This is a genomic window from Cellulomonas sp. GbtcB1 (genome assembly GCF_019091725.1).
Classification (GTDB): domain Bacteria; phylum Actinomycetota; class Actinomycetes; order Actinomycetales; family Cellulomonadaceae; genus Cellulomonas.
Genome location: NZ_JAGXJG010000091.1, coordinates 1 through 7,756 on the forward strand (window position 1 = coordinate 1; position 7,756 = coordinate 7,756).

5 protein-coding genes are annotated in these 7,756 nt (G+C 76.6%); 4 read left to right on the top strand and 1 reads right to left on the bottom strand.

Annotated elements, in window-relative coordinates; genetic code table 11:
- Position 1: 1 nt before the first annotated feature.
- Positions 2-1,321, bottom strand: a complete 1,320-nt coding sequence (locus KVT14_RS19360) for a threonine/serine exporter family protein (protein ID WP_308161177.1) — start codon at positions 1,319-1,321, stop codon at positions 2-4.
- 140 nt (positions 1,322-1,461) lie between these two features.
- On the opposite strand from KVT14_RS19360, the gene KVT14_RS19365 reads away from it, so the two are divergent.
- From KVT14_RS19365 to KVT14_RS19380, 4 genes are all read left to right on the top strand, one after another.
- Positions 1,462-3,051, top strand: a complete 1,590-nt coding sequence (locus tag KVT14_RS19365; RefSeq protein ID WP_217617156.1) for an MFS transporter — start codon at positions 1,462-1,464, stop codon at positions 3,049-3,051.
- 41 nt (positions 3,052-3,092) lie between these two features.
- Positions 3,093-4,169, top strand: coding sequence for an aminopeptidase P family protein (locus tag KVT14_RS19370; RefSeq protein ID WP_217617159.1), 1,077 nt, complete (start codon positions 3,093-3,095; stop codon positions 4,167-4,169).
- A gap of 12 nt (positions 4,170-4,181) precedes the next feature.
- On the top strand, positions 4,182-5,525 hold the full coding sequence (locus KVT14_RS19375) for a dipeptidase (protein ID WP_217617157.1): 1,344 nt from the start codon (positions 4,182-4,184) through the stop codon (positions 5,523-5,525).
- A 168-nt stretch (positions 5,526-5,693) separates the two neighbouring features.
- A partial coding sequence (locus tag KVT14_RS19380) for an Ig-like domain-containing protein (RefSeq protein WP_217617158.1) occupies positions 5,694-7,756 on the top strand: 2,063 nt, incomplete at its 3' end.

Below are 7,756 nucleotides of genomic sequence, written 5' to 3' on the forward strand. Positions count from 1 at the left end.
GTCACAGCCCCCGCCACCCCCCGGTCGCCCGGCCGGCGCGCTCCGACACCCCGCTCCCCACCAGCACCCCCGCCGCGATCGCCACGATCGTCAGCAGCGCGTTGAGGAAGTCCCCCAGGCCCGCCGCCGCGTCGGCCCCGACGATCTCGGTCACCCCCTCCAGCCCCAGCGCCCCGGGCACCAGCAACCAGAACGCCGGCAGGAACGTCACCGGCACCGGCGGCCCGCTCGGCCGCTGCTGGATCGCGTACGCCACCGGCAGCACCACGACCCCGGCCGCGAACGACGCCCCGAGCGGGTTCAGCACCAGCCCCGCCCCGGCCTGCACCCCGTACGCGACGCCGAGCACGGCCAGCAGCCACGGCAGCGAGCGCGGCGGCACCGCGGACGACAGGAACACCCCGAGCCCGAACACCGCCACCCCGACCCACGGCGCCCAGGCCCCGAGCGGCGCCTCCGGCTGCGGCGGCCCCGGCAGCCCGGCGAACTCCACCCCGAGCGCGATGCCGAACGTCAGCAGCAGCAGCCGCTCGAGCCCGTAGACCAGCCGCGCCGAGCCCGACAGCATCGACCCGGACGCCAGCTCGATCGTCGCCATCGTCAGCGCGGCACCGGGCAGCATCGTCACGAGGGTCGGGATCACGATGTCGAGGGGCGCCGACCCGAGCACGGGCTCGGAGAGCCGGAACACCAGCCAGGTGACGACGCCCGCGGTCAGCATCGGCAGCACGACGGCGACCGCGTGCGACCGCTCGCCCCACAGCGTCAGCACGCCGACCAGCACGCCGAGCACCAGGTACGCGGGCAGGGCCGACGCCGTCGGGTTGAGCAGCAGACCCAGGCCGAGCACCATCACGCTCGTCCCGGCGACCCGCAGCCAGGCCGGCAGCCGCGGGCGCGCGGTGAGCAGCGCCTGCAGCCGGCCGACGGCCTCGGCGACGCCGAGCTTCGCGTGCCGGATGTCGTCGATCAGCCGGTACAGCGCGTCGACCTGGTCGAGCCGCAGCGAGGCGTTGGGCGCGGGCGCGAAGTCGACGCGGGTGGAGTCGCCGGCCACGATCCGGACGAACACGCCGGTGGGCAGCACGAAGAACCGCACCCCCGACGCCGCGTAGACCGCCGCGACGTCGTCGAGGATCGCCGTCACCCGGTCCGCGGCGTCGCCGGCGCGCTGCATCGCGACGCCGAGCCGGCGCAGCAGGTCGAGCACGGCCTCGGGCGGCTGCTCGGGGACCTGCGGCGCCTCGGCGGGCAGCGGCGACAGCCGCCGGGCCAGGGCGGCCCTCGCCCGTGCGAGCCCTCGACGCGCCGGGTCGGCCACGTGACCAGGATGTCGACGACCGCCGGACGAGCGCTCACCCCCGCGGGGTGATCGGCGACGGGGGTCCGGCGGCCTACGGTCGAGCCACCGAGCCATCGGGCCGTCGCAGGGGCGCGGCCCGCCGGACGTGGGGGTCGACGATGGGCGATGCGACGGCGGGGACCGCCGCGGCGGGCACGACGGCACGGGGCGCGCGGAGCGTGCTGATCGCGACCTGCCTGTCCACCCTCGTGGTGAACGCGAACACCTCGGCGGTGAGCATCCTGCTCCCGGCGATCAGCGCGGACACCGGGACGTCCGTCGACACCCTGCAGTGGGCCGTCACCGGCTACTCGCTGGTCGGCGCGGCCGTCATCATCACGGCCGGGTCGCTGGGCGACGTCTTCGGGCGCAAGCGGGTGTTCCAGCTCGGCCTGCTGCTGTTCGTGCTGTCCTGCGTGCTCATCGCGCTGTCCCAGGACGGCACCGGCGTGATCGTCGGCCGGCTGATCCAGGGCGCAGCCGGGTCGACGATCCTGGCGTGCGGGCTGAGCCTGCTGTCGGTGGCGAGCGACGGCGAGGACCAGCTGCGGTCGGTGTCGCTGTGGGGCGCGGCCGCGGCGGTCGGGGCCGCGGCGGGGCCGCTGCTCGGCGGGGTGCTGGTGGACCTGACCGGGTGGCAGGGGCTGTTCTGGATCGACGCCGGCGTCGGCGTGGTCTGCATGCTGATGACGTACTTCACGGTCGCCGAGTCGAAGGACCCGGACCGGCCGCACTCGATCGACTACCTCGGGACCGTCCTGGTCGCCCTGACCCTCGCGCCGCTCATCCTCGGCGTGAGCAAGAGCGGCGACTGGGGCTGGCTGTCCGCGGCGACCATCGGCTGCCTGGCGATCAGCGTCGTCGCCGGCTGGCTGTTCGTCGTCGTCGAGAAGCGGGTGGCCGTGCCGCTGCTCGACCTGGCGCTGCTGCGGAACCGGATCCTGGTCGGCGCGACGCTGGCGATCCTCATCGGCGCGGGCACGATCAACGGCCTGATGTACCTGCTCAGCCTGTACTTCCAGGACCCGGCCGCGCTCGGGTTCTCGTCCTTCCAGGCCGGCCTCGCGACGCTGCCCGCGACCGTGGGCCTCGTGGTGGTCGCGCCGCTGGTGCCCCGGATGACGAAGCGGGTCGGCGGCCGGCAGGTGATCGGCGTCGGGTTCCTTCTGACGACGGCCGGGTTCGTGATCGTCGGGTTCGTGCAGGCCGGCTGGGGGTACGGGGCGTTCCTGCTGCCGCTGCTCGCGATCGCGGTCGGGATGGGCCTGTCGAACGGCCCGTCGTCGTCCGCCGCGACCGCCGTCGTCCCCGAGGAGCAGGTGGGCGCCGCATCCGGCGTGTCCAACATGGCCCGGTACGTCGGCGCCGCGGTGGCGACCGCGATCGCGGCCACCGTGTACGCGTCCGTGGGCGCGGACCGCACCGCCGCCGGGGCGTCCCCGTCCGACGCGCTGGCGTCCGGTCTCGCCGCGGCGGCGTGGGTCATGGCCGTGCTGAGCGCGCTCGGCATCCTGCTCGCCGTGGTCGCGATCCGGCGGCACCGCGCGGCGCAGGGCACCGTGCAGGACGCGGCCGCGGCCGCCGCGGCGCACCTCATCACCATCCCGACCTCGGCCGCCGGGGCGGCGCCCCGGCCCGCGGCCGGCCCCGCAGCCGGCCCCGCCGTCGGCGACCGCCCCGCGCCCACCTCCCCGGGAGACCCCTCGTGACCGACCCCGCCCCCTTCACCCGCGACGACTACGCCGCCCGCATGGCCCGGGTCGTCGCCGACGCCGGCGCGGCCGGCCTGGACGGCGTGCTCGTCACGCCCGGCCCCGACCTGGTCTGGCTCACCGGCTACCGGCCGACCGCGATCACCGAGCGGCTGACCCTGCTCGCGCTCACCGCCGACCGCGAGCCGACCCTGGTGGTGCCGGCGCTGGAGCGCCCGGACGCGGAGGGCGCCGCGGGGACCGCCGCCACCGCGGTCGTCGACTGGTCGGACGGCAGCGACCCGTACGCGGCCGCGAGCGCCGTGCTCCGCCCCGGCGCCCGGTACGCCGTGTCCGACAGCGCGTGGGCGCTGCACCTGCTCGGGCTGCAGGCCGCGCTGCCCGGGACCGGGTTCCACGCCGTCACCGACCGGCTGCCGATGCTGCGCGCGGTCAAGGACGCCGACGAGCTCGCGCGCCTCGCCGCCGCCGGGGCCGCCGCGGACGCGACGTACGAGGAGATCGTGCACGTGCGGTTCGCGGGCCGCCGGGAGACGGACGTCGCCGCCGACCTCGCCGACCTGCTGCGGCAGCACGGTCACGAGCAGGTGGACTTCACGGTCGTCGGCTCGGGGCCCAACGGCGCGAACCCGCACCACGAGGCCGGCTCCCGGGTCATCGAGGACGGCGACTGCGTGGTGCTCGACTTCGGCGGGCTGCTCGCCGGGTACGGCTCGGACACCAGCCGGACCGTCAGCGTCGGCGAGCCCTCGGCGGAGGTCCGCGAGGTGCACGAGCTGGTCCGGCTCGCGCAGCAGGCCGGGGTCGACGCGGTGCGGCCGGGGGTCGCGTGCCAGGAGATCGACCGGGCGGCGCGCGCTGTGATCGCGGACGCCGGGTACGGGGAGCGGTTCATCCACCGCACCGGGCACGGCATCGGCGTCACGACGCACGAGCCGCCCTACATGGTCGAGGGCGAGGAGCTGCCGCTCGTCCCGGGGATGTGCTTCTCCGTCGAGCCCGGGGTCTACCTGCCGGGCCGGTTCGGGGTGCGGATCGAGGACATCGTGACCGTCACCGCCGACGGTGTGCGGCGGCTGAACACGACGACGCGGGAGCTCCGCGTCGTGGAGTGAGGGGAGCACGACGTGGACCTGAGCGAGCGGGTGGCCGAGCAGATGCCGCGCGTCCGGGAGGAGCTCGCCGCGCTGGTGGCGATCCCCTCGGTCGCCGACCCGCGGCAGTTCCCGCCCGAGGCGTGCGCGGAGGCGGCGCGGTGGGTGGCGGACGCGTTCCGCGAGGTCGGGTTCGCGGACGTCGGACTGCACCGCACCGCCGACGGCAGCGACGCCGTCGTCGGCTCGCGACCCGCGGCGGACCCGGGCGCGCCGACCGTGCTGCTGTACGCCCACTACGACGTGCAGCCGCCGCTGGACGACGCCGCCTGGCGGACGCCGCCGTTCGAGCTGACCGAGGTCGGCGGGCGCTGGTACGGCCGCGGCGCCGCGGACTGCAAGGGCAACATCCTCATGCACCTGGCCGCGCTCCGGGCGCTCGGCGACGACGTCCCGGTCAATCTCCGGCTGGTGGTCGAGGGGTCCGAGGAGCAGGGCACCGGCGGGCTCGAGGACTTCGTGCCGAAGAACGCCGACCTGCTGCGGGCCGACGCCGTGCTGGTCTGCGACACCGGGAGCGCCGCCGTCGGGGTGCCCGCCGTGACGGTCAGCCTGCGCGGCATGGTCAACGTCGTGGTGCGGGTCGACGCGCTGCCGACCGAGCTGCACTCCGGGATGTTCGGTGGCCCGGCGCCCGACGCGCTGGCGGCGCTGGTCGCCGTCCTCGCGTCCCTGCGCGCCCCGGACGGCGACACCACCGTGCGGGGCCTCGACCACACCCAGACCTGGGACGGCGCGCCCTACGACCCCGACACGTTCCGCGCGGACGCCCAGGTCCGGACGGGCGAGGCGCTGCTCGGCTCCGGGACCGTCTCGGACATGCTCTGGGCCCGGCCCGCGCTGACCGTGCTCGGGATCGACTGCCCGCCGGTCGTCGGGTCGACGGCCGCGATCGTGCCGCGCGCCGCCGCCCGGCTGAACCTGCGCATCCCGCCGGGGACCGCGCCGGCCGACGCGCTCGCGGCGCTCACCGCGCACGTCACCGAGGCGGCGCCGTGGGGGGTGTCGGTGACGGTGGACGTGGAGGCGACGGGGTCGCCGTTCCGGGCCGCGACCGACGGGCCCGCGTACGACGCGATGCGCACGGCGATGCGGGAGGCGTTCGGGCGGGACATGGTGCTGCTCGGGCAGGGCGGGTCGATCCCGCTGTGCACGGTGTTCGCGTCGACGTACCCGGACGCGGAGATCCTGCTGATGGGGGTCGAGGAGCCGCAGGCGCTCATCCACGCGCCGAACGAGAGCGTCGACCCGGCGGAGATCGAGCGGCTGGCGACGGCGGAGGCGCTGTTCCTGACCCGGTACGCGGGGCGGGGCTAGCCGCAGGGTGACCGAGGTCCCTGGCGCGGGCCGCCTGCGTCCGATAGGGGGAAGCCCCTGCTCGCGGGTGCACCGGCCGACGTACGGTGACCGCACCCCCGCACGCCGCCGCGACCCGCCCGGGTCGGCCCCCGCGGCCTGCGACGACCCCGAACGGGACCCCGCCGCATGCGCCGCACCCCCGCCGCCGTGACCCTCGCGCTCGCCCTCGCGGCCGCGCCCGTGCTCGCCGCCACCCCCGCGGCGGCCGCGCCGCCGACCGCCACGGTCGTGGTCGCGGAGCCGTGGATCACGGCAGACGGCGCGTCGGTCGTGACCTTCACGTTCTCCGAGCCGGTCGTGGGATTCGGTGTCTCGGACGTGACGGTGCCCTCCGGCACGCTGTCCGGGCTGGCCACCTCGGACAACCAGGTGTACACCGCGATCTACACCCCCGCCCCCGGGGTCACGCACTACGCGGCGAGGCTGGTGCTCGACAACACCCGGCTCACCAACGCCGGGGGCGAGCCGGGGATCGGCACCACCGACTCGAACGCGTTCACTGTCGACACGCAGCGGCCCACCGCGGGTGTCACGGTCAGCGAGGCCGCCCTCCGGGCCGGGAGCACGGCGATCGTCACGCTGGAGTTCTCCGAGGCGGTCACCGGCGTCACCGCCACGGACCTCACGGTCGGCGCCGGCACCGTGTCCGGCCTCTCCAGCTCCGACGGCGGCCTGACGTGGACCGGCACGCTCACCCCTGCCGGCGACACCGAGGCGACGGGGGCGGTCGTCGCGCTGGACCTGGCCGGTGTCCAGGACCTGGCGGGCAACACCGGCGCGGGGACCACGTCCTCCGCGCCCTACGCCGTCGACACCCGCCGCCCGACGGCGACGGTCGGCCTCAGCGCGACGACGCTGGGCTCCGGCGGCTCGGCGACGCTCACCGTGGTCTTCTCGGAGCCGGTCCTCGGGTTCGACCTCGGCGACGTCACCGTGCGCGGCGGCACGGTGAGCGCCCTGACCACGGCCGACAACGTCACCTGGACCGCGACCCTCGTCCCGGCCGCCGGGACGAACGCGAGCGGCCAGGTCGTCACCGTCGACCTGGCGGGCGTCATGGACCAGGCGGGCAACGTCGGCTCGGGCACCGTCGACTCGCCCGCCTACACCGTCGACACCCTGGCCCCGGTCGGGGTCGTCACCGTCGACCGGGCCGTCGTCCGCGCGGGCGAGACGGCCACCGTGACGATGACGTTCTCCGAGCCCGTCCGCGGGGCGGGCGGCGCCGGCCCCGGGCTGTCGCTGGTCGCGGGCGGCGGCACGCTCACCGCGCCGACCTCGTCGGACGGGGGGCTGACCTGGACCTCGACGTTCACGCCCGACGCGGCCGCGCGCACCACCGCCGACCTGGCCCTGGATCTGACGACCGTCGTCGACGCGGCGGGCAACGCCGGCACCGGGAGCGCGGTCGCCCCGTCCCTCACCGTGCGGACGACGCGGCCGACCGCGACCGTCTCCGTCTCCGAGCCGGTGCTGACCACCACCACCGACGCCGTCCTCACGCTGACGTTCTCGGAGCCGGTCTTCGTCGGCCTGTGGCGGGCTCTCAGCACGCCCGGCGCCTCGGTGCCCGCGCTGACCTCGTCCGACGGCGGGGTCACCTGGACCGGCCGGCTCACGGGCGCGGCCGGCACCGAGTCCGGGCCCGCGGTGGTCACGCTCGACCTCGCGCAGCTCGTGAACGACGACGGCAACGCCGGGCTGGGCACGGCCACGTCGGGCGCGTACGCGGTGGACACCGTCCGACCGACGGCGACGCTCGCGCTCGCGGCGACCCGGGTGACCGGGCCGACGACGCTGACGATCACGTTCTCGGAGCCCGTGGCGACCCTCGCGCTGACCGACCTGGTCGCCGACGCGGGCACGCTGTCCGGCCTGGCGACCGCCGACGGCGGGCTGACCTGGACCGCGACCTACACGCCCGACGCCGGCGCGCAGGTGGGGGCGGCCACGATCCGGCTGGCGCTCTCCGGGGTGACGGACCTGGCGGGGAACGCGGGGGTCGCCGCGGCGCTGTCGGTGCCGTTCGCCGTCGAGGCGCCGGCCGCGCCCGGGACGCCCGTGCCCGCGGTCCCGGCGCCCGGGGCCCCGGTCGTGCCCGGCGTGCCCGCCGCCGTCCCGCCCGCGGGTGCGGCCGTCACGGCCCCGTCGGTCGCGAGCCCGGCCCGGACCCTCCCGCGCACCGGGTC